A 23,882-nucleotide genomic window follows, 5' to 3' on the forward strand; every position below is an offset into this window, starting at 1 on the left:
CGCCGGGACGGACACCGCGAGCCGTTTCAAACCTCCCACGCCAACCGGTATCCGACTGTTACCCGGGAACTTCTTCTGTCTGGGTGCTTCCTCCTGATTTTCTATGGTCCGGGCGCGATCGATGATCGAGCCACTGGCCCGGTGAGAAAGGGGGCGACCGCACATGAGCAGGTTCGGGGGCAGGAGAGCCGTCTGGCTCGGGGTGGCGATGGGGGTGATCGTCACGGCCGGAGTGGGCGGCTGGAGCCTGGTGGGCCCTGGCCCCGAGGAGCGGACGATCACCGTGGGCACCACCGACGGGATCACCTCGCTCGACCCGGCCGGTGCGTACGACACGGGCTCGTGGCGGCTGTTCGGCAACCTCTACCAGTCGCTGATGACCTTCACCCCCGGCAACGCCGAGCCGGTGCCCGACGCCGCGGACCAGTGCCGTTTCGCGGACAGCGAGCTCACGGTCTACCGCTGCACCCTGCGCGAGGGGCTGAGGTTCAGCGACGGCGGCGCGCTGACCGCGGAGGACGTCAAGCACTCCTTCGACCGCATCCTGAAGATCGCCGACCCCCGGGGGCCGGCGGAGCTGTTCGACACCCTCCGGGAGGTGCGGGTCGACGACGGCGTGGTGGAGTTCCGGCTGAAGACCTCCGACGCCGCCTTCCCGTACAAGATCGCCGGCGGCGCGGGATCGATCGTGGACAGCGAGAAGTACCCCGCCGACAGACTGCTCCGGGGCGACGAGGCGATCGGCTCGGGCCCGTACGTGCTCGACGAGTACGAGCCCGGCAGCACGGTCCGGCTGGTGCCCAACGAGGAGTACGTCGGGCTGCTGGAGAAGCTCCCCACCCACCACGTCGAGATCCGCTACTACGCGGAGCCCGAGGACCTGTCCACGGCATGGGCGAAGCGGGAGATCGACGTCAACGTCGGCGACATGCCGTCCGCCGAGATGGCCGGGATCGGCCCGAGCAGCGCGGGCATCCGGTTCCACGAGCAGCCCGGACACGAGGTGCGCTCGCTGGCGTTCAACCTCCGCCCCTCCTCGCCCGTGTCCGACCGGGCGGTCCGGCAGGCCGTCGCCTCCCTGGTGAACCGCACGTCGCTGGCCCGCCACGTCCACCAGCGCACGGTGGAGCCGCTGTACTCGCTGATCCCGCAGGGCGTCAACGGCCACGCCGCCACCTTCCACCAGCGCTACGGCGAGCCCGACGCCGAGCGCGCGGCGGAACTGCTGCGCCGGGCGGGCGTCGAGACGCCGGTGCGCTTCGAGATCGCCTACTCCACGGAGCAGCCGGCGGGGGCCGAGGAGGCCGGGACGCTGAGCAGCCAGTTGGAGTCCTCCGGCCTGTTCGAGGTCACCATCCGGGAGTACGGGGACGACGCCTTCCGGAAGGGCATGGAGAAGGGCACGCTCGACGCCTACCTCGTCGACCGGTTCCGCAGCCACCCCGAGGCCGACGCCTACACCGCGCCGCTGGTGGGCACGGACGGCGTGTACCACACCGGGTACAGCGACCGGCGGGTCGACCGGCTCATCCGCGCCACCCGGCGCGGCTACGACCGGGGCGGGGTGCTGGAGCAGTTCCTGGAGATCCACCGGCGCGTGGCGGTGGACGTGCCGCTGCTGCCGCTGTGGCAGGGGAAGGCGTACGCGCTGACCACGGACGACATCGCCGGCGCGCAGTACCTGACGGACAACAGCGGCGTCTGGCGGCTGTGGGAGCTGGACCGCATCTGATCGTCCGGGACCGTCCGTCCGCTCCCGCCGCGGGGGCGGACGGACGGCCCCGGAGACGGCACGGAAAGGGCCCGGCCCCGGGGGAGATCCTCCCCCGGGGCCGGGCCCTCTTCACGCTCCGGCGCGGGCCGGTTCCCCGACCCGCGTCCGGGCCGCTCAGTAGCGCCGCGTGATCAGCGCGCGCTTGACCTCCTGGATGGCCTTGGTGATCTCGATGCCGCGCGGGCAGGCCTCCGTGCAGTTGAAGGTGGTGCGGCAGCGCCACACGCCCTCGCGGTCGTTGAGGATCTCCAGGCGCTGCTCACCGGCCTCGTCGCGGGAGTCGAAGATGAAGCGGTGGGCGTTGACGATCGCCGCCGGGCCGAAGTACTGGCCGTCGTTCCAGAACACCGGGCACGAGGTGGTGCACGCGGCGCACAGGATGCACTTGGTGGTGTCGTCGAAGCGCTCGCGGTCCTCGGGGGACTGCAGGCGCTCGCGGGTCGGCTCGTTGCCCTTGGTGATCAGGAAGGGCATCACGTCCCGGTACGCCTGGAAGAACGGCTCCATGTCGACCACCAGGTCCTTCTGGAGCGTCAGGCCCTTTATGGCCTCGACGACGATCGGCTTGTCCGGGTTGACGTCCTTGATCAGCGTCTTGCACGCCAGCCGGTTGCGACCGTTGATGCGCATCGCGTCGGAGCCGCAGATGCCGTGCGCGCAGGAACGCCGGAAGGTCAGCGTGCCGTCCAGCTCCCACTTGATCTTGTGGAGGGCGTCCAGGACGCGTTCCTTGGGGTCCACCTCCAGCTGGAAGTCCTCCCAGTAGGCCTCGTCGGAGACCTCCGGGTTGAACCGCCGGATGCGGAAGGTGGCGGTGATGTAGGGGCTGTCGTTCGCCGGGGCTCCGGCCTCGGCCTTGTCCATGACGGGAGTGGCCATCAGTACTTACGCTCCATCGGCTGGTAGCGGGTCTGCACGACCGGCTTGTAGTCCAGCCGGATCGACTCGGTGCCGTCGTCGCCCACCTCGCGGTACGCCATCGTGTGCCGCATGAAGTTGACGTCGTCGCGGTTGGGGTAGTCCTCGCGGTAGTGGCCGCCGCGCGACTCCTTGCGGGCCAGCGCGGAGACGGCCGTCACCTCGGCCAGTTCGAGCAGGTTGCCCAGCTCGATGGCCTCCAGCAGGTCGGTGTTGAACCGCTTGCCCTTGTCCTGCACCGACACGTTCTTGTAGCGCTTGCGCAGGGCGCCGATCTCCTCGACGGCCTCCTTCAGCGTCTGCTCGGTGCGGAAGACCATGACGTTCTTGTCCATGGTCTCCTGGAGCGCCTTGCGGATCTCGGTGACCCGCTCGGTGCCCTCCGAGGAGCGCAGCGACTCCACACGCTCCACGACGAACGCCGCCGGGTCCTCCGGCAGGTCGACGTAGTCGTGGGTCGCGGCGTACTCGGCGGCGGCGATGCCGGCCCGACGGCCGAAGACGTTGATGTCCAGCAGCGAGTTGGTGCCCAGGCGGTTGGCGCCGTGCACCGACACGCAGGCGACCTCGCCGGCGGCGTACAGGCCCGGCACCACCGTGGTGTTGTCGGCCAGCACCTCGCCCATGACGTTGGTCGGGATGCCGCCCATCGCGTAGTGCGCGGTCGGCTGGATCGGAATCGGGTCGGTGTACGGCTCGATGCCCAGGTAGGTGCGCGCGAACTCGGTGATGTCCGGCAGCTTGGCGTCGAGCTGCTCCGGCGGCAGGTGGGTCAGGTCCAGGTAGACGTGGTCGCCCTCGGGGCCGCAGCCGCGGCCCTCGCGGATCTCGGTGTAGATCGCGCGGGAGACGACGTCACGCGAGGCCAGGTCCTTCATGACGGGCGCGTACTTCTCCATGAAGCGCTCGCCGTCCTTGTTGCGGAGGATGCCGCCCTCGCCGCGGGCGCCCTCGGTGAGGAGGATGCCCATGCGCCAGATGCCGGTCGGGTGGAACTGGAAGAACTCCATGTCCTCCAGCGGCAGCCCGCGGCGGAACGCGGCGGCCTGGCCGTCACCGGTCAGGGTGTGCGCGTTGGAGGTGACCTTGAAGAACTTGCCGTTGCCGCCCGAGGCGAAGATGACGGCCTTCGCCTGGAAGACGTGGATGTCGCCGGTGGCCAGCTCGTAGGCGACGACGCCCGCGGTCTTGCGGACCCCGTCGACCTCGTTGAGCAGCAGGTCCAGGACGTAGAACTCGTTGAAGAACTCCACGCCCTCCTTGACGCAGTTCTGGTACAGCGTCTGGAGGATCATGTGGCCGGTGCGGTCCGCCGCGTAGCAGGACCGGCGCACCGGGGCCTCGCCGTGGTTGCGGGAGTGGCCGCCGAAGCGGCGCTGGTCGATCCTGCCGTCCGGGGTCCGGTTGAACGGCAGACCCATCTTCTCCAGGTCGAGGACGGCGTCGATGGCCTCCTTCGCCAGGATCTCGGCGGCGTCCTGGTCGACCAGGTAGTCACCGCCCTTGATCGTGTCGAAGGTGTGCCACTCCCAGTTGTCCTCCTCGACATTGGCCAGGGCGGCGGCCATGCCGCCCTGGGCGGCGCCGGTGTGGGACCGGGTGGGGTAGAGCTTGGTCAGCACGGCGGTGCGGCTGCGCTTGGTGGCCTCGATGGCCGCGCGCATCCCGGCCCCGCCGGCGCCGACGATGACGGTGTCGTACTTGTGGATCTTCATTGGTTTGGCCTCAGCCCCGGCTCTAGCGGATGTTCGGGTCGAAGGTGAAGATCACCAGCGTGCCCAGGAGGACGGTGAACACCGTGGCGGTGTACAGCAGCATCTTCAGCCAGAAGCGCGTGCTGTCCCGCTCGGCGTAGTCGTTGATGACGGTCCGCAGGCCGTTGGCGCCGTGCAGCATGGCGAGCCACAGCATCAGCAGGTCCCACGTCATCCAGAAGGGCGAGGCCCAGCGGCCGGCCACGAAGGCGAAGTTGATCTTGCTGACGCCGCCGTCGAGGACGAGCTGGATCAGCAGGTGGCCGATGACCAGGGCGACCAGCACGATGCCGGACAGCCGCATGAAGATCCAGGCGTGCAGTTCGAAGTTGCCGCGCGTGGCCTTGGGAGTCCTGCCCGTGCGGGCACGGGGCGGCTCGATGACCGGGGCGGGGTTGTCTACGTCAAAGGCCATGGCTCAGCTCCCGAACAACTCGCTCACGGCGTGCCCGAGGACGGGGTAGATGGCCCCGATCATCAGCACGATCCAGATGCCCATCACGGCCCACAGCATCTGCCTCTGGTACTTCGTGCCCTTCGACCAGAAGTCGACGGCCACGACCCGCAGGCCGTTGAGCGCGTGGAAGAGGATGGCGGCCACGAGGCCGTACTCCAGCAGTGCGACGATCGGTGTCTTGTAGACCGCCACGGTGTCGTCGTACGCCTCCGGGGAGACGCGGACCAGCGATGTGTCCAGGACGTGCACGAACAGGAAGAAGAAAATGAGGACACCGGTGACTCGGTGAGCCACCCAGGACCACATGCCTTCCCGGCCGCGGTACAGCGTTCCAGCCGGCACGGAAAAACCCTCCGGGAGCGGTATCACGGGGCCGGCCGGCTTCTATGTCGGTCTGGCCCGGCCGGGTACGGTCCACCGGCCATACGTCATGGTATCGACGCCCTGTCGGTTCGGTTCCCCGGGGGTCCCGGATGTGATCAATCAGGCACGGACGGACTAGGGGTACGTCCTTGACGTACGGCTTTCGACGCTTTTTCCGGACCGTGTCCGGGCTCGTCCGTGCAAGACGCCCCGAAGCGTCCCTCCCGGACCAGGCGCAGCAGCCGGCCGCGCGCGACGCGGCGCAGTTCCTCGGCGGCCACCGCGCGCTCCCGCTCGGCCTCGTTGCCCAGCCGGGTGCGGATCGCGGCGAGGGCGTGGCCGAGCGCCTCCTCCTCGCGGACGCCGTCCACGCACAGCACGAAGGCGTATCCGAAGCGGCTCTCGTAGGCGGCCTGCGCGGCGCGCAGGGCCGTGTGCGCCGCGAGCGTGCCGGGGCCGGAGATGGTGATGGGACGCCCGTCCCACAGCAGGCCCCCGTACGCCGGGCCGGTGGAGGACTCCCTGGTCAGCGCCTCGGAGAGGTCCTCGTCGGTGAGGTCGTAGCCGGCCTCGTCGGCGGCGGCGAGCAGCGACTCCAGATCCGGGTAGGGGCGGTGGGCGACGATGCTCCCCGCCCAGCGTCGACTGCCGCAGCAGGTGAGCAGGGCATCCCGGAGATCGGCGGGCGAGGCGCTGTTGAGGCGGTGGAGCGGCGTTGCCTCGCTTCGCTGAGGGGGCAGGCGCATGGACTCCTCGTGCGCGGGGAGACGTCGGAGACGTCGCGGGACGGGGGGTGACGACGGATGGAGAGGCGACGGATGGTGTCTGAGGTCCGGGGTGACCGTGTGACGGGAGATGACGCAACGGTAACGATACGGGGAAGGACGTGCCCGGGGGGTGGGGACTTTTCACCCGGACGAGACGAGCCTCGGGCGCATGGTTGACGGATGAGGGCCGGAAAGGGGCAATACGGTCACTCCATGGGACGTAGACGCAGGCGCACCTCACGGAAGAAGCCGGCGGTCCTCGCGGCGATCGTCGCCGCGCTGGCCGTCGCGGTGGCGATCGCGCTCGTCGCCCTGCCCGGCGACGAACCCGACGGCGACACCCCCTCCGGCGGCTCGTGGAACGGCTCGTGGAACGCCGCCGACGTTCCCGTCGTCGCGCTCCCCGCCGCCCCCGACACCATCCCCTCCGTACGGCGGTGGGAGCCCGGACCCGGACCCGGCTGGCAGCCCGGCCCCCGCACCCGGATCGTGGCCGACCCCGACGGCGCGGCGGCCGACGAGGCGGAACTGCTCGCCGAGGAGCTGGACGTCGACCACGCCGCCGGTCCCCCCGAGCCCGGCGACGTCGAACTCGTCCTGGACCCCGACGCCCCCGACGAGGAGATCCGGGGCCGTGAGGGCTACACGCTCACCGCCGACCTCGGCCGGGTCACCATCACCGGCCGCACCGACACCGGGGTCTTCTACGGCACCCGCACCCTCCTCCAGGCCCTCCGCGACGGCGGTCGGATGCCCCGGGGCACCATCCGGGACTGGCCGGACCGCCCGCAGCGCGGCTTCATGATCGACATCGCGCGCAAGCACTTCGACGCCGACTGGATCGAGGACCGCATCCGCGAGATGGGCGACCTCAAGCTCAACCAGCTCCAGCTCCACCTCTCCGACGACCAGGCGTTCCGCGTCGAGAGCACCTCCCACCCGGAGATCGTCTCCGACCCGCACCTGACCAAGGAGGAACTGCGCCGGATCGTGGAGCTGGCCAACTCCCGCCACATCGCCGTCATCCCCGAGATCGACTCGCCCGGCCACCTCGGCGCGGTCCTCGACGCCCACCCCGAACTCCAGTTGCGCGACGTCGACGGCGACCCCGCCCCCGGCGCCGTCGACGTCTCCGACCCGCGCGCCGCCCGGCTCGTGGACGACCTGCTGCGGGAGTACGCCCCCCTCTTCCGCGACCAGCCCGGCGACGGCCCGTACTGGCACCTGGGCGGCGACGAGTACCGGGCGCTGATGGCCTCCGACCCCGAGTCCTCCTATCCGGACCTGGCCGCGGCCGCCCGCCGCGAGCACGGCCCCCGGGCCGACATCCAGGACCTGGCCACGGCCTGGCTCAACGACCGCGCCGCCACCGTGCGGAAGGAGGGCTTCGTCCCGCAGGTGTGGAACGACGGGCAGCACCGCGGCGGCGTCGTCCGTCCCAGCAGACCCCGCCAGGTGGCCTACTGGACGGGGAAGGAGATCGGCGCCCGGCAGCCCGAGGAGTACCTGCGGGAGGGCTGGGAGGTGATCAACCTCAACGACGAGTACCTGTACTACGTGCTCGGCGAGCCCAACCGGTTCTTCTACCCGACCGGCGAGCGCATCTACGAGGAGTGGACCCCGGCCGTGCTGCGCGGCACCGAACCCGTGCCGGCCGGCCTCGCCGGACCGGACCGGATTCCGGGCGGGCGGCTGGCCGTCTGGTGCGACCTGGCCGGGGCCCAGACCGCCGAGCAGGTCGCCCGCGGCGTCCGCATGCCGCTGCGGGCCGTGGCCCAGAAGCTGTGGGACCCCGCGCCGCCCGCCCTGGACTGGCCCGACTTCCGGAACCTGGCCGGCCGGGTGTCCTGACGGGTGTCCCGAGCGGCCCGACGGCCCCTCGGGACACCCCGTCCGGAACGCCCCGGAGGGCTCAGGACACCACGTCCTTGGCGCGGAAGTGGCGGAAGGCCAGGGCGAACAGCACCAGCGCGTAGGCCACCGAGACCGCCGACCCCCGGAGCATCCCGCCCCACTCCACCTCGTCCTGGAACACGTCCGCCCAGGCGAACTGCCAGTGGGCGGGGAGCAGCTCGCGCCAGTCGCCCAGCGCGGTCACCGCGTCCAGGATGTTGCCGACGATCGTCAGGCCGATCGCGCCGCCGACCGCGCCCAGCGGCGCGTCCGTGACCGTCGACAGCCAGAACGCCAGCGCGGCCGTGACCAGCTGCCCGACGAAGACGTACGCCACCGCCACCGCGAGCCGTCCCACCGCCTCGTCCACGGGCAGCGTCCCGCCCGTCGGCAGCTCCAGCGGCCCCCAGCCGTACGCCACCGAGCCCGCCGCCAGCGCCACCAGCGGCAGCAGCGCCATCGCGGCGGCGCTGAACACCAGCGCCACGGCGAGCTTGCTCAGCAGCAGCCGCGTCCGCGGCACCGGCGCGGCCAGCAGGTAGCGCAGCGAGGACCAGCCCGCCTCGGAGGCCACCGTGTCGCCGCAGAACAGCGCCACCGGCACCACCAGCAGGAAGCCCGCCGAGACGAACAGCGCCATGGCGGCGAAGTTCGGACCCGAGGCGGTGGCGGTGTCCATCAGGTTGATCCGCCGCCCGCCGGGCTCGGGCTCGCCGCCGATCGCGAAGGCCGCGATCAGCACGAAGGGCAGCCCGGCCAGGATCAGCCCGGTCACCAGGGTGCGGCGGCGCCGCAGCTGCCGCACCGCCTCCACCCGCAGCGGCAGGGTCCGCCGCGGGTGGTACCCGGGCGCCGCCTGCCCGGAGACCTGCCCGGAAGCGGTGGACTGGGAAGTGCCGGCGGTCATCGCGCTCCTCCGATCAGGGTGAGGAAGGCGTCCTCCAGACGGCGGTGCGGGCCGGCGCTGACCACCGGCACCTCCAACCGCAGGAGTTCGGTCAGCAGCCGCGCCGTGGTGGCGCCGTCGAGCCGCACCAGCAGCCCCTCCTCGGTGGCGACGGCCGACCCGACGCCGGGCAGGGCCGCCACCTTCTCCGGCAGCTCCTCCGGTATCGGACCCCGCACCCCGACGAGCACGGTGTCCCCGGAGCCGGTGATCTCCTCCACCGGGCCCGCCTGCACCAGCCGCCCGCGGTCCATGACCACCAGATGCGTGCACGTCTGCTCGACCTCGGCCAGCAGATGGCTGGAGACGATCACCGTGCGGCCACCGGCCGCGTAGCGGATCATCACCTCCCGCATCTCGCGGATCTGCGGCGGGTCCAGACCGTTGGTCGGCTCGTCCAGGATCAGCAGGTCCGGCAGCCCCAGCATGGCCTGGGCGATGGCCAGCCGCTGCCGCATGCCCTGCGAGTAGGTGCGCACCGCGCGCTCCAGGGCGTCGCCGAGCCCGGCGATCTCCAGCGCCTCCTCCAGGTGGGCGTCCTCGGCGGGGCGTCCGGTGGCCCGCCAGTACAGCTCCAGGTTGGCCCGGCCGGACAGGTGCGGCAGGAAGCCCGCGCCCTCGACGAACGCGCCGACCCTGGACAGGACGGGCGCGCCCGGACGGACCCGCCGGCCGAAGATCCGGATCTCGCCGCTGTCGGGGGTGATCAGGCCCATCAGCATGCGCAGCGTGGTGGTCTTGCCCGCGCCGTTGGGACCCAGCAGGCCGAGCACCTGGCCGCGCTCGACGCGGAAGGACAGGTCGCGCACCGCGTAGCGGTCGACCGAGCCGGCGTACCGCTTGGACAGGCCGGTGATCTCCAGCGGCACGTCCGCCCGCTCGGGGTCCGTCTCCGGAGCGGCGTCCCGCGCGGTCCCGCGGCGTCCGGTCAGCAGGAGCGCCGCGCCCACGACGGCACCGGCCGCCGGCAGGCCCCACACCCACCACGGCAGCGGCTCCGCGGCGACCTCCAGCCCCGGCGCGGTCGGCACGCTCACCCCGCCACCGGCCAGGGAGACGGTGTGGGCGGCCGGTTCGACCGGCGAGGCGTAGGCCATGTCGGTCGCGGACAGCACCAGCCGCATGCGGTGCCCGGACTCGAAGCGGTGGTCGATCGACGGCAGCCGCACCTCGACGGTCCGGCCCTTCTCCGCGCCGGTGACCCGCACCGGCGCCACCAGTTGGTGGGGCAGGGACTGCCGGCGCCCGTCGGGGCCGACGTCGTAGAGCTTGGCGAACAGCACCGCGTCGCCGTCCTCGGAGTCCGTCTCCACCCTCACCCGCACCGTGGGCGTGCCGGTGACCTGTACGGCCTCCGCCAGCGGCGCCGACTCGAAGCGGGCGTGCTGGCCGGGGTAGTCCAGGGAGAGCTGCACGCCCAGGTCCGACAGTCCGCCGACGGCCCCGAGACCGGGCACGGAGGAGACGGCGGGCGGGCCGCCGCCCGCCGGGTTGGCGAAGGTCTGCTCGCGTCCGTGCAGGGCGATGGTCCGGGTGCCGGCGCGCAGGCCGGGGTAGCTCTCGGCGGTGGCGGCGCGCAGCCGGACGTCCCCGTCGGTGGAGTCCATCCCGCCGGTGCGGGTGACGCGGAAGGCCGGCCCGGTGTCCGCGCCGGTGTCGCCCTTGAGGTGGCGGTCGAACCAGGCGCGCGTCCGGTCGTCCAGCCGCGCGGTCTCGTCGGGCCCGCCGTCGTGGCCGCCCGCGATCCACTCCACCGCCACGGGGGCGCCGTTGGCGCGGATCGCCTCGGCCATGGCGTCGGCGTGGTCGAGCGGGAAGAGCGAGTCGGACTGCCCCTGGAGGATCAGGGTGGGCACGTCGATCCGGTCGGCGACGGCCACCGGGCTGCGCTCCCGCAGCAGTGCGCGCGCCTTCTCGTCCGGCTCTCCGGAGACGGCGACCCGCTCGTACATCGCGCACAGCTCCGTGGCGAACCGGCCGCAGCCGACCCGCTTCGGCGCCGGCCCGGCGGTGGGGGTGCCGGTGCCGGAGACGGTGGAGCCCGTGGTGAAGAAGATGCCGGTCCACAGCTCCTTGAAGACGCCGTCGGGGAAGAGGGCCTCGGACAGGTCCCAGTAGGTGATGCGGGGGGCGATGGCGTCGACCCGCTCGTCGTGTCCGGCGGCCAGCAGCGAGACCGCGCCGCCGTAGGAGGCGCCCGCCACCCCCACCCGGGGGTCGCCCTTCCCGTCGAGCCGGACCTCGGGCCGCTCCGCCAGCCAGTCGATCAGGCGGCCGACGTCGGCGACCTCGCGCTCGGGGTCGTTCAGCCCGATCCGGCCGGTGGAGGCGCCGAATCCGCGGGCGGACCAGGTCAGTACGGCGTAGCCGGAACGGGCCAGGTCCTCGGCCTGTCCGCGCAGGTCCGCCTTGCTGCCGCCGAAGCCGTGGCCCAGCAGCACCGCGGGGCGGCGCACGGACGGGTCGCCGGCGGTGAAGTAGGAGGTGTCGATGCGGACGGTGCCGCCGTCCCCGTCCCCGCCGTCGGCGGACTCGGGCATGGTGAACGTCCGTTCCGTGTGGCGCACGGCCGGCCCGTCGTCCGGGAGGGCCGCCCACGCACCGCCTCCGGCGAGGACGGCGACGGCGGCGGCCGCCGCGAGCAGCCGTCCGCGGGGCCTGGGCAGTCGGAGATCCATGGCCCGACCCTACGGGGTGCCCTGTCGGGGGATCGGCGCACCCCGGGAGGATCCGCCGCGCCTGCCGGGGAGGAGGAGGGCGCCGGCCGCCGTCCGGACCGGTTCCCGGTGCTCGAACGGGTGTTGTCAGTGGCGTGGCCTACGTTTCCGATCACGGCCGGTGACCGACCGGTCGACCCCCTGTGTGGAGAGGAAGAGGCTTGCGTACTCGACAGGCTCGACAGGCTCGACAGGCTCGGCGGGCTCGACAGGTCCGTCGCGCGGCCGGACGCGCCGTGCTGTCCGCCGCCCTCGGCTCGATGGTGCTCCTCGGTGTCGGGGCGGCCCCGGCCGCCGCCGACGGCAGCGTCCAACTCCCGATCACGTCCCACGGCGACATCGTGGTCGACGGCGTCCACGAGCGCGTCTTCATCAGCGATCCCCAGGGCGGCAGCGTCGTGGTGACCGACTACGACGGCGCGCTCGTCGCGCGGATCGTCTCCCTGCCCGGCGCCACCGGGCTCGCGCTCTCCGAGGACTCCGGCAGCCTGTACGTGGCGCTGCGGGACGGCGACGCGATAGCCGAGATCGACACCGGGAGCCTGGCGGAGACCGCCCGCCACGACACGGGCGCGGGCACCGCGCCGAGACAGGTGGCCCTGGCCGGAGAGAGGCTCTGGTTCGGCTACGGCACGTCGGGCGAGGGCAATCTGGGCTCGCTCGACCTCTCGTCCGACGACCCGGTGGTCACCCTCGACCAGGAGGGCCCGTACGACTGGTACTCCGCCCCGCTGCTGGCCTCGGCCCCGGGCGATCCGGGGACGCTGGTGGCCGGCGCCCCGGGCCAGAGCCCGACGGAGGTGGCGGTGTACGACGTGGGTTCGGGCACGGCGCAGGGGCGGGCGTACCGCCGGGACCCGGGCGCGGACGGCAGCGGCAACCTCCGGGACATGGCCGTCACCCCGGACGGCGGGCAGGTGATCCTGGCCAGCGGCTACCCGTACCACCACCACGCCTACCGGACCTCGGACCTGGCCGCCGCCGGCCGCTACACCACCGACTCGTACCCGAACTCCGTGGCCATCGCCCCCGACGGGGCGATCGCGGCCGGGATCGACGGCGCCTACTCGCCCGACGTTTACCTGTTCGAGCCGGGCCTCTCCACGGCGTTCCGGGAGTACGACTTCCCGCAGACCTCGGGCCACACCCCGACCCTGCGGCCCGCCGGCCTCGCCTGGACCCCGGACGCCGGCCGGATCTTCGCGCTCACCGAGCAGTACGGGACCGAGAACCTGACGCTCCAGGTCCTCCACGAGCCGGCGAAGACGGAGACGACCATGACGGTCCAGGCGCCCGAGTCCGCCGGCCGGAACAAGGACCTCGTCCTGACCGGGCGGCTGGTCTCGACGGCGCCGTTCGCCGCCGGGAGCACCGTCGAGGTGAGCCGCCTCGACGACCCCGCGGACGGCGAGGGCACGGTCGTCGGCAGCGCGGAGGTCGCGGCCGACGGCACGTTCACCTTCACGGACCGGCCCGGGGCCAAGGGGGAGATCCAGTACACCGTCCGCTACGCGGGGGACGCGCGGCACACCGAGGCCGTCGCCACGGCCACGGTCCGGGTCCGCTGAGACGGGCCCGTGACGGCATGACCACCGCGTGATCACCGCGTGATCACCGTGGGTGGGGCGGACGGCGGACACGACCGCCGCTCCGTCCCACCTCACGGGGGAGTCCGGCCCCGGGGTCAGGGGCGGTTTCCGCCGCCCCGCGCGCCGAGCCCGGGCCCGTTTCCGGGGCCGCCGTTGCCCTGGTGGCCGTGGGCGTGGCCGTTGGCCTGGCCGCCGCCCCGGTTTCCGTTCCCCTGGTGGCCGTTGCCGCCGTTGCCGTCGTCGCCGCGGCCCGCGGTGCCGTTGCCGCCGCCGTTCCCCCGACCACCGGTGCCGGTGCCGGTGCCGTTGCCGTTGTCCTGGCCCGCGGTGCCGTTCCCGTTCCCGCCGTCGTTGCCCCGGCCCGCGGTCCCGTTGCCCTGGCCGCCGTTCCCCCGACCGCTGTCGCCCTGGTTCCCCTCGGCGGGGTTGCCGTTGCTCCCACCGGGGTTTCCGCCGCCGTTCCCGTTGCCCTGGCCGCCGTTGCCGCCGGAGGTGCCGGAGGTGCCGGAGGTGCCGTTGTTTCCGCCGGGGTTGCCGTTGCCGCCGCCATTGCCCCGGTCGCCGTCGCTCCCCTGCCCCCGGCCGTTCTCCCGGTCGTCTCCGCCGCCCGGTCGCGCCGTGGCGTCGTCCAGGACCCGCGCGCAGTAGGCGTCGACCCGGTCGCCGCCGCCCGCCGCGGCGGCCAGCGCCTTCCGCGGAGCGGTGTCCGGGTCCTTCTGGCGGGACCGGCACAGCGCGATGAGCCGCGACGAGGCGCCGGAGGGCCGGAGCCCGCCGGGTTCCGAGGCGCCGGGACGCGGACCCGCCGCCGTGGGGTCCGGGGACGCGGGCGAGGACGGGGTCGAGCCGGTGCCCGGCGCCGGCGAGGTGCCGGACGCTCCCTCCGGGCCGTTCCCGGGCAGGAACGGGACCCCGCCGGCGGCCACCGCCACCCCGCTGCCGAGGACGGCGACCACCACCACCCCGAGCGCGCTCGTACGCATGCGCCTCAGCCGCCGGGCCAGCCGGGCGAGACGGCCCCGCAGGCCGGTCGCCGGCGCGTCGGCCCGCTCGGCACGGGCCGCCCGGAAGGCCGCCAGCGCCTCCTCCTCGCCCTTGAGTTCGCCGGGCTCCGGCGGGGCCGCCACGGCGTCGAGGGCGGCGGCGAGGGCGCGCAGACTGCTCTCCGACGGCTGGTCGTCCGTGCCTCGGCGCCCGGCTCCCGCCCTGGAGCCCTCGGCGATCAGACGGCGCAGTACGGCCTCGTCCACACGGGCGTCTTCCTTCCCGTCCCGCATCGGGTCGTTCACCTCCGTACCGCCGTTGCCTCGGGCCGTTCCACCAGCCGGGCCAGTTTCTTCAGACCACGTGACAGGGCCATGGCCACCGCCCCCGGTCGCTTGCCGAGGATCTCGGCGCTGCTCCTGGTGTCCAGGTCCAGGACCACGCGCAGCAGGACCGCCTCCGCCTGTGGGCCGGGGAGAGTGGCGATGAGGGAGACGATCTCACGTGTCGACAGCTTCGCTCCGGCCACCTCCGCCGCGTCCGGGGCGCTTCCTCCGCCGGGGGCACCGGTGACGTGCGGTTCGGGCAGTTCGTCGGTCGGTACGGTGATCTCCTGTACGCGCCTCTTCCTGCGACGCAGGACGTCTCGGGCCCGGTTGCGCGTCACGGCCAGGGCGAAACGGCGGAACGCGGCGCCGTCCCCCTGGAAACGCAACACGTCCCGGGCGATCTGTAACCAGGTCTCGGCCACCACGTCCTCGGCGTCCTGGCCGACGATGACGGTCGCGTAGCGGAGGAGTTCGGGGTTGAGACGTCGGTAGAGGGCACGGAAGGCCGCCTCGTCGCCCCGCTGCGCACCCAGAACCGCAGCGCTCAGGTCCCCGCTGTGCTCGAGGGAGACACGGTTGCCGTCACCCGCCGCATCCATCACGGGCGAGATCCTTCCACGGCCGTGCGGGCAACGTCGACACGGTCCGTCCTCGGCAGCGCAATTGACGCCATGTCAACGAGAACACCGCCACACCCGGCAGGCGTGATCCGGCCCGTCCCCCAGCGGCGCCCGGCGGAGGGAAGGGCGGACGTACCCGTCCGCGGGCGGGGAAACGGCGAGGGGGCCGGACGGGAGTGTCCCGTCCGGCCCCCGCCGTGCACGGGCGCCGTGCACGCCGTCCGCTCACGCGGAGGGCGCGTCACCCGGTCACGGCGCCAACTGGCCGCCCAGCCGGACGTCCGCGGGGAGGCCCAGCTTCGAGAGGGTGTAGTAGACGCCGCCGGAGGGCGAGACGCCCGTGCTGCCCGCGTCGAGCTGGAGGATCGTGCCGTCGTTGGTGTCCTCGCCGTCGGCGCCGATGGCCAGGTCCGCGCGGCCCCAGCCGGAGAGGTCGGCGAGCAGGGACTCCGAACCGAGGTGGTCACCGGTCTCGCTCGCCCCGGGCATGCCCGTGACGTCCTGGTGGAGGGTCTGGGCACCGGAGGTGCCCAGGCCGGACGAGGTGCCGTGGAACAGCAGCGCCATGCCCGCGTCCTTGCGGTTGACGCCGTCGCGGGTGAGGTCCTCGCGGGCCAGACCGGTGAGGACGTCGTCGCGGCCGTCGCCGTTGACGTCGCCGGTCGCGACCGACCAGCCCATCGCGTCGCCGGCCTCGGCGGCGCCCGGGACGCCGGAGGTGTTCTGGTGGAAGACCTTCCGGCCGGTGGTGGTCGGGCCGCTCGCCGAACCGGGCAGCACGGTGATCTGACCGCCGCTGTAGGCGCCGGACTCGGAAGCGTAGGGCTGGCCGACCACCAGGTCCGCGTGGCCGTCGCCGTTGATGTCGCCCGCGGCGACCGAGCGGCCGCCCTTGACGGAGGCCAGACCGACGTACTTCAGGCCCTCGGCCGAGCCGTTGAGGAGGGTCAGCCGGCCGATGCCGCCGGAGTCCCGGTGGTTGAGGACCACGTCGGCGTAGCCGTCGCGGTTGAAGTCGCCGGTGGCGGACGCCAGGTGGGAGATGGTGCCGGACGCCGCCTGCAGGGTGCCCTTGCGCACGCCGCGGTCGGCGCCGTCGAACGCCCACCAGCCCGCCGGTCCCTTGCGGGACGCGGTGAAGACGTCGGCGTGGCCGTCGCTGTCGAAGTCGCCGACGGCGATCGTCGAACCGAACCGGGCCCCGCTCACGCGGTCCGCGGTGGCGGCCTCCAGCCAGTTGCTCCTGTCGAAGGCGGGACCGTAGAGGATCGTCGCCCCGCCGGCGTCGGTGTGGCCCACCGAGTCGTCCTCGCCGGGGATGCCGACCACCAGGTCCGCGTGGCCGTCGCCGTTGACGTCGCCGTACGCGGTGGCCTCGCCGAAGTTGTCGCCCGACTCGGCGGCGCCCACGACGCCCGGGCTGGACTGGGAGAGGGTGATCCTGGACGCGGCGACCGGGCCGTCCACGCCGCCGGGCACCACGGTGACGGTGCCCGCGCCCGACTTGCCGCCGACTGCGGCCCGATGGGCGCCGGCCGCCATGTCGGCCATGCCGTCGCGGTTGACGTCGGCGGTCGGGGCGGCGGAGCTCGCGGCCGGGCTCGCGGCGAAGCGCCGGATCTCCGACAGCTTGGTGTACAGGGCGTCGCCGGGGCACTCGGTGGCGAAGCCGTCGCGGTGGCCGGAGATGGTGTCGAGCGTCGCCTGCTCGCCCGTCTTCCACACGCCGGTGTCGCCCGCGGCGGTGAGCGTCACCTTGCCGGCGGGGTTCACGCCGTACTGGCCGAGCTTCCAGGCGGCCACGCGCGAGACGGCGTTCAGGACGGTCCGGGTGGGCACGCCGTCGGTGGCGTAGTTGCCGATCACCGCGATGCCGGTGGAGTCGCCGTTGAAGCCGTAGGTGTGGGCGCCGCGCACCGGCAGGTCGACGCCGCCGCGGCGGCCCTCGAAGACCGTGCCGCACTTGTCGACGAGGAAGTTGTAGCCGAGGTCGTTCCAGCCGTTGCTCTCGATGTGGTACGCCATGATCGCCCGGACGATCGCGGGCGACTGCGAGCAGCTGTAGGCGTTGGCGTCCGTGGTGTGGTGGACGAAGACCGCCTTGACGCCCTCCAGGTACTCCGGGGGGTCCTCGGCCAGGGACTCGTCGGCGCCCCAGGCGGCGCGGGAGACGATCGGCGGCCGGGTGACGGTCGACTCGGGCGCGGTCGGCACGGTCGGGGTCGGAGACGGGTCCGTCGTCGCGCCGTCGGTGGGCGAGGGGGAGCCGCCGGGGTCGGTGGTCGGGTCCGCCGGGGCGGAGTCCGACGGGGCGGGGCCCGTGGTGGGGGTGTCGGAGGGCTCGGTCGACGGCGCCGGGGTCGTGGTCTCCACCGAGGGCTCCAAGGGGGTGCCCGTGGGGTCGTTCGCCACGTAGGCGGCGGGCTCCATGTCCGTGCCGGAGGCCGCGGCGTCGGCGTTCTTCGCCTCGCGCTTGGTCACGCCCGGGTCGACCAGGTCCAGCCGCATCCCGTCGGGGAGTCCGGCGGTCGTCCGCCCGTCGTCCGACACGACGCGGGCCTCCACGCCGTCCGAGGGGCCGACCCAGCGCGGTTCGGTCGCGCCGCGGGCCTGGGCCTCACGGCCCTCCTCGCCCTCGGGGACGTGCAGGTCCAGGCCCAGTTCCCGCCACGGGGACCACTCGCCGGTCTCGATGCTGCGGGTGCGGATCTCGGCCCGGCCGTCGATCTCGGCGGTGGCCCGTGGCCAGGAGATGCCCAGCAGGCTGAACGGCCTGGTGTCGCGGCGGGCGACCTCCTCCTTGCCGTTGCCCTTGGCCTGGAGCTTCACGGAGTGGACCCTGACCGGTGACGCGGCCACGGACGGCTCGCGGTTCTCCGGCGGGTTCGCCACGGCCACGGTCACCACTCCGGCGCCGCCGACCACCACGGCGCCCAGGGTCAGCCAGGCGCGCCTCCTCACGCTCATCGTTCTGCGCGCACGTGCTCTTCGCGGACTCAAATGTCCCGCCCCTTGTCGTGTCGTCTGGATCGATGTCCAAAACTCGCTCGTCCCGTCCGCGACGGGACTCTCCACTCAGCGCGCGGGGAAGCCGAAACGTCACGGCTATGTGGGCGAAAGCCCCGAAACACGGGCGAGAGGGGACGAAGGAAGGGCGGGAGACGCGAAGACGGCCGGGGTCGCCACCCCCCACAGGAGAGACCCCGGCCGTCGTCGAGTACGGGCCGTCGCGCCGAGCGAGGCCCGCTGTCCACATCAGCGTCGGGGAGCGGAAATGTGTTACTCGCCTTCCACACGACCCTCCGCAGGACCTCCGCGAGCCCTTCCCGGGGTCTCCCCGGAGCGTCCTCGGCGCCTTTCTTCTCCGTAACTAAGAACCCGTCCGCATGGACGGGAGAGCACACTAGGTCGTAGCGTGCTGCTTCGCATCGACGCAGATCGAAGCATCATGGCGAGACCGTGCTCGGCCAGGGGCGCGGCCGGGCGCTACATCGCGAAGTGGGGCAGGACAAGGCGTGCAGGGGGAAGACGCGGAACTCACCGCAGCGGTGCGAGCGGCGCGAGAGGGGGACGAATGCGCCTTCCGCACCGTCTACCGCGCTGTCCATCCCCGCCTGCTGGGATACGTGCGGACGCTGGTTCCGGAGGCCGACGCCGAGGACGTGGCCTCCGAGGCGTGGCTGCAGATCGCCCGGGACCTGGACCGCTTCGACGGCGACGCCGACCGCTTCCGCGGCTGGACGGCGCGGATCGCCCGCAACCGCGCGCTGGACCACATCCGGGCGCGCGGCCGGCGGCCCGCCACCGGTTCCGTCGACGACGAGGCCGAGCTGGCCGTGCTGCCCGCCGGCTCCGACACCGTCGACGAGGCGCTGGAGTCGATCGGCACCGGGCACACCATGGCCCTGATCTCCCGGCTGCCGCGCGACCAGGCCGAGGCGGTCGTGCTGCGCGTGGTGGTCGGGCTCGACGCCAAGGGGGCCGCGAAGGTGCTGGGCAAACGGCCGGGCGCGGTGCGGACGGCCGCCCACCGCGGTCTGCGCAAGCTCGCGGAGATGCTCGACGGAGAGGAAGCGACGGGCGACGGGGTGCCCACCCCGCGCGCGAGCACGGCGCGGGGTGTGACGGAAAAGGCCAGAAGAGCGCTGAGGGAAACGTGAGGGCCGACGACCGGTACAGCTGGCTGGACGAGGAAGCCGCGGAGCGTCTGCTGCGCGGCCGTTCGGCCCACGGCCCCTCCCCGTCCGCGCCGCACGACGCGCGCGCGGCCGCCCTGGCGAAGGCCCTCGACGAACTCGCCGCCGTCCCCACCACCACCGCTGCCGCCGCCGCGGCCGGTCGGGCGTCCGCGCCCGGCGCACGCGACGACGGAGCCGAACTGCCCGGGGAGGCCGCCGCGCTGGCGGCCTTCCGAGCGGCCCGCGCCGAGGCCGCGGACGGTGCCGGGAGGCGGCGCGTCCGCCGACTGCCGTGGGCGGGCTCGTACGGGCGTCCCCTGCGGGCCGGCCTCGCGGTGGGGCTCGCCGGCTGCGTGGTGGGCGGCGTCGCCGTCGCGGCGGGCACCGGTGTGCTGCCGGCGCCGTTCGACCGCGGGACCGGCTCGCCCTCCCCGGTGTCGAGCGTGTCGGGCCTGCCCGGGGACGAGGACTCCGCCCGGCGCGCCTCCGGCGGCAACGGCGTCCCGGCCGGCGAGGACGGGCGGAACGGCGGCCCCGGCGACGGCGGAACGCACGGCGGCCGAGGGGGCACGGGCGACGGCGACCCCGCCGGCGCGGCCCCCGGCGACCGCGCCGTGGGCGACGGACGCTCCGCGGACGGTGCCGAGGACGGCGACGGGGCCGACGCGCCCGCCGACCGGACGTCCGAACCGGAGGCGTGGGTCGTGGCGCTGTGCGACAAGCGCAAGAACGGCGTGCTGAACCGGGCCGACCGCGTGGACCTGGAGCGCGCCGCGGGCGGCCTCAACAAGATCGACGACTTCTGCCGCCGGAACGACGGCACGGACGGCGACGGCGACGGCGCTCCCGGAGGCGGCTCGTCCAACGGCGGCGGCTCGTCCAACGGCGGCGCGGCTCCGACCGCTCCCCCGAGGGACGGCGAGGAAGGCGAGGGCGGCGACGCCCTCCCCGACGAGGGCGAGGGCGGCGACACGCTGCCCGACGAGGGCGAGGGCGGCGACACGCTGCCCGAGGCTCCCGAGGCTCCCGAGGAGCCCTTCCTCACCGACACCGGTCCGGCCGGCCCGGGCGGAGGCACGGGCACCGACCCCGATCCCGCCGGCCCGTCCTCCGCGCCGGCCGGTTTCTGACCCTCCGTCCTGCTCCGATCCCTGACCGGAGGGATCTCCTCCGGCGGGTGTGACACTTTTCGAGCCACCGACGCAGTACAGAACGAGCCGACTGGTCATCGGCGAGCGCGCCACCCAAGGTTCCCCCCGTACCTGCGGGATGCGCGTAGGCGCGGGCGGGGCACGTTCCCCCGGCCCCGCCCGCGCCGCTTCTCACCGTCCTTCCGCGTCCCCGCCGCCGCACGCGGCGCTCCCGGTCCCGCGGACCATCAGTGGACGATCACCTTGTCGCCCGGCCTCACCTGGTCGAAGAGCGCGGCGATCCTCGCCTCGTCCCGCACGTTGACGCAGCCGTGCGAGGCGCCGTCGTAGCCGTTGGCGGCGAAGTCCGCCGAGTAGTGCACCGCCTGGCCCCCGCTGAAGAACATCGCGTACGGCATCGGGGTGTCGTAGAGCGTCGAGTGGTGGTGCCGGCTCTTGAAGGTGACCCTGAACGCGCCCTCCCGGGTCGGGGTGAGCTCCGAGCCGAAGCGCACGTCCATCGCCGACAGGACCCTGCCGTCGATCATCCAGGTCAGCGTCCGGCTCTCCTTGCTGATGCACAACACCCGTCCCGTCAGGCACCGCGGGTCGGGGTCGGCGGGCGGCCGGGTGGTCGACGGGTACAGCTCCTGCCGCGTGGGCGTCCTCGTCCGCGCCGTCAGGGCGTTCCAGGTGGCGTCCGTGACCTGGCCGCCGGCCGGCAGGCCCACCCGCTGCCGGAACGCGGACACCGACGCGGCGGTGATCGTCCCGTAGTAGCCGGTCGGAACGAGGTCGAAGTGCCCCGCCTGGCGCAGCCGGGCCTGGAGCTCCCGCACCTTCTCCCCCCGCGCGCCCTCCGCCAGGATCGGCGGGGGCGCCGCGGGGGGCGTGGGCGTCGCCGACGGCTCCGGCCCCTTCCGCTCCTCCGGCTCCGCCGGGCTCGCGGACGCCGACGGCGGGGGCGTCGGCGAGGCGGCCGGTGTGGTGTCGGTCACGGACGGTGCCGCGGACGGCGGCACGGACGGCGGCGCGGACGGTACGGGCCGCGACTCCGCCCCGGCCGGCTGCACCGTACAGCCCGCCCCCAGCAGTACGACGGCCGCCGCGGCGCACACCGCGCGGACGCCGGTTCCGGTGGAACCGTGTGCCATGAAAACCCCCCGGGACATCGGAGAACCCGGCTCCCGCCCGGCCTCCACTGGTTGTGGATTCCCGGTCGCAACCATGCCCGAACCGTGGACGATGGGGGAGGGGGTCCGCACGAATCGTCGCGCGGGGTGCGCGCCGGGCTCTTCCGAGAGCCCCCCTGCTCTCCTGTGAGCAAGGTCCCAGGTTGTGGCTCTCCCATCGTCCGCGCGCCGATCGCTACAGTCCGTGTCGGACAGGGCGACGAACCGGGAGGCATCGAACATGGCACGCGAGACTGGCAACGCCGGCAACGCACGGCTCACGGAGAGCGGACTGCCGATCGAGCCGGTCTACGGACCCGACGCGCTCCGGGGCTGGGACCCGGCCGAGAAGCTGGGCGAGCCGGGCGTCTACCCGTACACCCGGGGCGTCTACCCGACGATGTACACCGGACGGCCGTGGACGATGCGGCAGTACGCCGGCTTCGGCACGGCGGTGGAGTCCAACGCCCGCTACAAGCAGCTCATCGCCAACGGCACCATGGGCCTGTCGGTCGCCTTCGACCTGCCCACCCAGATGGGCCACGACTCCGACGCGCCCATCGCCCACGGCGAGGTCGGCAAGGTCGGCGTGGCGATCGACTCGATCGAGGACATGCGGGTGCTGTTCGACGGCATCCCGCTGGGCGAGGTCTCCACCTCGATGACGATCAACGCGCCCGCCGCGGTCCTGCTGCTGCTGTACCAGCTGGTCGCCGAGGAGCAGGGGGTGCCGGCGGCGAAGCTGACCGGCACGATCCAGAACGACGTGCTCAAGGAGTACATCGCCCGCGGCACCTACATCTTCCCGCCCAAGCCGTCGCTGCGGCTGATCGCGGACATCTTCCGGTACTGCAAGGCGGAGATGCCGCGCTGGAACACCATCTCCATCTCCGGCTACCACATGGCCGAGGCCGGGGCGACGCCCGCGCAGGAGATCGCCTTCACCCTCGCCGACGGCATCGAGTACGTGCGCACCGCGGTCGCGGCCGGGATGGACGTGGACGACTTCGCGCCCCGGCTGTCGTTCTTCTTCGTCGCGCGGACCACGATCCTGGAGGAGGTGGCCAAGTTCCGCGCCGCCCGCCGGATCTGGGCGCGGGTGATGAAGGAGGAGTTCGGCGCCGAGAACCCCAAGTCGATGATGCTGCGCTTCCACACCCAGACCGCCGGGGTGCAGCTCACCGCCCAGCAGCCGGAGGTCAACCTGGTGCGGGTGGCCATACAGGGTCTGGGCGCGGTGCTGGGCGGCACCCAGTCGCTGCACACCAACTCCTACGACGAGGCCATCGCGCTGCCCACCGACAAGTCGGCCCGGCTGGCGCTGCGCACCCAGCAGGTCCTCGCCTACGAGACGGACGTGACCGCCACCGTCGACCCCTTCGCCGGGTCCTACGTGGTGGAGTCGCTGACCGACGAGGTGGAGGCGGCGGCCTTGGAGCTGATGGCCAAGGTCGAGGAGCTGGGCGGCGCGGTCGCCGCCATCGAGCGCGGCTACCAGAAGAGCGAGATCGAGCGCTCGGCGTACCGCATCGCCCAGGAGACCGACTCCGGCGAGCGGGTGGTCGTCGGCGTCAACCGGTTCCAGCTCGACGAGGAGGAGCCGTACGAGCCGCTCAAGGTCGACCCGGCCATCGAGGTCCAGCAGGCCGAGCGTCTGGCGAGGCTGCGCGCCGAACGCGACCAGGCGGCCGTCGACGGGGCCCTGGCCGAGCTGCGCAAGGCCGCCGAGGGCAGCGACAACGTGCTCTACCCGATGAAGGAGGCCCTGCGCGCCAAGGCCACCGTCGGCGAGGTGTGCGACACCCTCCGCGGGGTGTGGGGCGTCCACACCCCCGCCGACGCCTTCTGAGCTCTCCGAGCTCCGCGGAAGCCCCGCGTCCGGCCCGTCCGGCGCGCGGGCACGAGGACGCGGACGTCCCCCCGGCGACGGCCGGGGGGACGTTTCGGTGTGCGCGGTCGGCGCGGAGGAGGGGCGCTTCGGCTCAGAGCAGCCCGAGGCCGGTGGCGATCACGGCGACCAGCACGGTGAGCGTCCAGCCGAGCGCCTGCTCGACCAGCTTCTCCCGCTCCTCGTCCGACGGCCCGCCGGTGCGGACCCAGGGTGCTGCGATCCTCGCCGCCATCGTGTGGCCCATGGTGGTGTTCCTCGTCTCGCCTCATGGCACGCCCGTGCACCGGCGTGCCGATGGTCTGCGGTCGTCGCGGACGGATGCCGCGGCCAGTCCAGGATGCGGGGAGGACGCGCCGTCCACACAGAGACGCAGCTCACTCCCCGCCCGGACGGCCTTCCG

The 23,882-nt window shown here is 73.3% G+C and carries 18 protein-coding genes; 6 read left to right on the forward strand and 12 right to left on the reverse strand.

From position 1 onward, the window contains the following. Positions 1-163 precede the first annotated feature (163 nt). A complete protein-coding gene (locus ABD335_RS20030; protein WP_344325249.1) occupies positions 164-1,732 on the forward strand; it encodes an ABC transporter substrate-binding protein in 1,569 nt (522 codons plus the stop codon). A gap of 156 nt (positions 1,733-1,888) precedes the next feature. Here the strand turns inward: ABD335_RS20030 and ABD335_RS20035 are convergent, their stop codons facing one another. From ABD335_RS20035 to ABD335_RS20055, 5 genes are all read right to left on the reverse strand, one after another. After that, positions 1,889-2,653 (reverse strand): succinate dehydrogenase iron-sulfur subunit, encoded by a 765-nt coding sequence (locus ABD335_RS20035; RefSeq protein WP_344325252.1) that lies wholly within the window; start codon positions 2,651-2,653, stop codon positions 1,889-1,891. Further along, positions 2,653-4,407, reverse strand: coding sequence for a succinate dehydrogenase flavoprotein subunit (gene sdhA, locus ABD335_RS20040; protein ID WP_344325254.1), 1,755 nt, complete (start codon positions 4,405-4,407; stop codon positions 2,653-2,655). The genes ABD335_RS20035 and sdhA overlap by 1 nt, the downstream gene beginning before the upstream one ends. Positions 4,408-4,429: 22 nt before the next feature. Further along, positions 4,430-4,861 carry a succinate dehydrogenase hydrophobic membrane anchor subunit gene (locus ABD335_RS20045; RefSeq protein WP_324925272.1) on the reverse strand — a complete coding sequence of 144 codons (432 nt, stop codon included), beginning with the start codon at positions 4,859-4,861 and terminating at the stop codon, positions 4,430-4,432. A gap of 3 nt (positions 4,862-4,864) precedes the next feature. Beyond that, positions 4,865-5,245 carry a succinate dehydrogenase, cytochrome b556 subunit gene (gene sdhC, locus ABD335_RS20050; protein WP_344325261.1) on the reverse strand — a complete coding sequence of 127 codons (381 nt, stop codon included), beginning with the start codon at positions 5,243-5,245 and terminating at the stop codon, positions 4,865-4,867. A gap of 137 nt (positions 5,246-5,382) precedes the next feature. Continuing rightward, a complete protein-coding gene (locus tag ABD335_RS20055; protein WP_344325264.1) occupies positions 5,383-6,012 on the reverse strand; it encodes a 2-oxo-4-hydroxy-4-carboxy-5-ureidoimidazoline decarboxylase in 630 nt (209 codons plus the stop codon). A gap of 234 nt (positions 6,013-6,246) precedes the next feature. Here ABD335_RS20055 and ABD335_RS20060 point away from each other — a divergent pair, with 234 nt between their 5' ends. Continuing rightward, on the forward strand, positions 6,247-7,884 hold the full coding sequence (locus ABD335_RS20060) for a beta-N-acetylhexosaminidase (protein WP_344325267.1): 1,638 nt from the start codon (positions 6,247-6,249) through the stop codon (positions 7,882-7,884). Positions 7,885-7,945: 61 nt separating this feature from the next. Here the strand turns inward: ABD335_RS20060 and ABD335_RS20065 are convergent, their stop codons facing one another. Then, positions 7,946-8,833: an ABC transporter permease gene (locus ABD335_RS20065; protein ID WP_344325270.1), complete on the reverse strand. Its 888-nt coding sequence runs from the start codon at positions 8,831-8,833 to the stop codon at positions 7,946-7,948. After that, positions 8,830-11,550, reverse strand: coding sequence for an alpha/beta fold hydrolase (locus ABD335_RS20070; RefSeq protein WP_344325273.1), 2,721 nt, complete (start codon positions 11,548-11,550; stop codon positions 8,830-8,832). The genes ABD335_RS20065 and ABD335_RS20070 overlap by 4 nt, the downstream gene beginning before the upstream one ends. Before the next feature lie 275 nt (positions 11,551-11,825). Here ABD335_RS20070 and ABD335_RS20075 point away from each other — a divergent pair, with 275 nt between their 5' ends. Further along, on the forward strand, positions 11,826-13,157 hold the full coding sequence (locus ABD335_RS20075) for a YncE family protein (RefSeq protein WP_344325275.1): 1,332 nt from the start codon (positions 11,826-11,828) through the stop codon (positions 13,155-13,157). 116 nt (positions 13,158-13,273) lie between these two features. On the opposite strand, the gene ABD335_RS20080 is transcribed toward ABD335_RS20075, so the two are convergent. From ABD335_RS20080 to ABD335_RS20090, 3 genes are all read right to left on the reverse strand, one after another. Further along, positions 13,274-14,428: a hypothetical protein gene (locus tag ABD335_RS20080; RefSeq protein ID WP_344325277.1), complete on the reverse strand. Its 1,155-nt coding sequence runs from the start codon at positions 14,426-14,428 to the stop codon at positions 13,274-13,276. A gap of 35 nt (positions 14,429-14,463) precedes the next feature. Next, entirely contained in the window at positions 14,464-15,090 is a 627-nt protein-coding gene (locus tag ABD335_RS20085; RefSeq protein WP_344325694.1) for an RNA polymerase sigma factor, read from the reverse strand. A 270-nt stretch (positions 15,091-15,360) separates the two neighbouring features. Then, complete coding sequence (locus ABD335_RS20090) at positions 15,361-18,078, reverse strand: FG-GAP-like repeat-containing protein (RefSeq protein WP_344325280.1); 2,718 nt, start codon at positions 18,076-18,078, stop codon at positions 15,361-15,363. Between the two features lie 548 nt (positions 18,079-18,626). On the opposite strand from ABD335_RS20090, the gene ABD335_RS20095 reads away from it, so the two are divergent. Both ABD335_RS20095 and ABD335_RS20100 read left to right on the forward strand, forming a co-directional pair. Next, the gene (locus ABD335_RS20095; protein ID WP_344325283.1) at positions 18,627-19,271 is read left to right on the forward strand and encodes an RNA polymerase sigma factor; all 645 of its coding nucleotides are present in this window, start codon (positions 18,627-18,629) and stop codon (positions 19,269-19,271) included. Further along, positions 19,268-20,419, forward strand: coding sequence for a hypothetical protein (locus tag ABD335_RS20100; protein WP_344325285.1), 1,152 nt, complete (start codon positions 19,268-19,270; stop codon positions 20,417-20,419). Before ABD335_RS20095 ends, ABD335_RS20100 begins: the two co-directional genes overlap by 4 nt. A 248-nt stretch (positions 20,420-20,667) precedes the next feature. Here ABD335_RS20100 and ABD335_RS20105 read toward each other — a convergent pair whose 3' ends face one another. Then, on the reverse strand, positions 20,668-21,573 hold the full coding sequence (locus ABD335_RS20105) for a L,D-transpeptidase family protein (protein WP_344325287.1): 906 nt from the start codon (positions 21,571-21,573) through the stop codon (positions 20,668-20,670). Between the two features lie 259 nt (positions 21,574-21,832). Between ABD335_RS20105 and ABD335_RS20110 the strand changes: the two genes are divergently transcribed. Further along, complete coding sequence (locus tag ABD335_RS20110) at positions 21,833-23,440, forward strand: acyl-CoA mutase large subunit family protein (RefSeq protein WP_344325290.1); 1,608 nt, start codon at positions 21,833-21,835, stop codon at positions 23,438-23,440. A 133-nt stretch (positions 23,441-23,573) separates the two neighbouring features. Here ABD335_RS20110 and ABD335_RS20115 read toward each other — a convergent pair whose 3' ends face one another. Further along, positions 23,574-23,726, reverse strand: a complete 153-nt coding sequence (locus tag ABD335_RS20115; RefSeq protein ID WP_344325293.1) for an SCO1431 family membrane protein — start codon at positions 23,724-23,726, stop codon at positions 23,574-23,576. Positions 23,727-23,882: the final 156 nt, after the last annotated feature.

The sequence above is a fragment of the Streptomyces macrosporus genome (assembly GCF_039533145.1).
Lineage (GTDB): Bacteria > Actinomycetota > Actinomycetes > Streptomycetales > Streptomycetaceae > Streptomyces > Streptomyces macrosporus.